This window comes from Arthrobacter globiformis NBRC 12137 (genome assembly GCF_000238915.1).
Classification (GTDB): Bacteria; Actinomycetota; Actinomycetes; order Actinomycetales; family Micrococcaceae; genus Arthrobacter; species Arthrobacter globiformis.
This window is the reverse complement of the sequence record NZ_BAEG01000026.1, coordinates 1-1,456: the sequence shown is the minus strand read 5'-3', so window position 1 is coordinate 1,456 and position 1,456 is coordinate 1. Positions and strand designations below refer to the sequence as shown.

At 63.8% G+C, this 1,456-nt stretch carries 1 protein-coding gene; it reads right to left on the bottom strand.

The annotated features are described in order from the left end of the window. Nucleotides 1-24: 24 nt before the first annotated feature. On the bottom strand, nt 25-1,224 hold the full coding sequence (locus ARGLB_RS03675) for an IS110 family RNA-guided transposase (RefSeq protein ID WP_003799070.1): 1,200 nt from the start codon (nt 1,222-1,224) through the stop codon (nt 25-27). Nucleotides 1,225-1,456: the final 232 nt, after the last annotated feature.

The following is a 1,456-nucleotide window of genomic DNA, read 5'->3' as shown; positions in this document are numbered from 1 at the left end:
GGGGGGGTGTCCCTATGCTTTTCGTCAAGCGGCTTGGGTGGGTTTCTCCTCGTAGAGAGTGCCGTTTCTGAGCATGGAGTAGATAACGTCGCAGCGGCGCCGGGCCAGGCAGATGACGGCGGCGTTGTGCTTCTTTCCCTGGTCCCGTTTCTTTTGGTAGTAGGCCTTCGAGGCCGGGTGGTGGCAGCTGGCGATCCATGCGGATCTGAACAGGGCGTTCTTGAGCTGTTTGTTGCCGGAGCGGGCAGGGAATTCACCGCGGATCGAAGTGCCGGAGCGCCGTGTGACAGGGGCGATGCCTGCGTAGGCGGCGAGGTGTCCTGCGGAGGTGAAGGTGCCGGCGTCGCCGATGGTCAGGAGTATCGTCGCTGCGGTCTTGATGCCGACTCCCGGCATGGACATCAAGACCTGGGAAAGAGGGAAGTCATCCAAGAGCTTTTCGACTTCCTCGGCCACGATGACCCGCTGGTGTTTGAGCTCCTTAATTTGCGCCGCGACACGGGGGATGACCAGTTCGACGGCTTCGGTGCCGATGACCGTGACGGTCTGCTCGCCCAGCGCCGTGAAGATCGCGTCGATGAGGTTCACAGGGTCCTTCCGGCTGTGGTTCCGAGCCCAACGCAGCACATGGCCCCGGCCAGCGGCCCGCAGCCCGGTGGGTCCGGAGTACTTGATGAACAGCTCAAGGACCAGGGCGCGAGTCAGCACGGTTCCTGGGAAGACACGCTCCAAGGCGGGGATAATCTGCAGCAGCAGGGACCGCAGGCGGTTGATTGCCCGGGTGCATTCGTGGGTCAGATCGGCGTCGAATCCGGAGAGCACTTTCAGCGCCGCGAGCACCTCACTGTCCCGGTCGACGGCCCGCAGCGTGTGCGGCATCGCACGCGCCGTCTCGGCGATGATGAACGCGTCCCGCGCATCCGTCTTGGACTTTCCCGGGTACAAGTCAGCGGCTTTGCGCATCGCCAGGCCCGGCAGGTAGGCAACGGTGCAGCCGCAGTCGCGCGCCACCGCTATCGGCAGCGCGCCGATCGTGTTGGGCTGGTCCACGATCACCAGCACCCTGCCGTGCTGCTGCAGGCCGATGAAAAGCTCGCGCAGCCGAGCCTCGTCCTGCGGCAACGGCTTGTCGAAGACCCTCTCGCCGACGGCGTTCAACGCCGCGGCGTGATGCTCAGACTTGCCGACGTCAAGCCCGCAGTAAACCTCGTACCCTTCGTCCATCCGGCGCTCCTTTGCACCATTCCTGGCCGCAGTCACGACACCCGATGCTGGCACCCACGTTACAAAGAGACCTTGCCCCACGGAAGGAGCTGGCCGTGTCCCTATCAGCAGTCAACGCGTGTCTCCGAACCTGGCGACAACACCCCCCGGATCATCAGTGACAGGGCAAGAAAGTCATACCAGGTCCAGCGACCAAATCCCCGGCCCTCGGGGACGGAATAAATGTAACGGG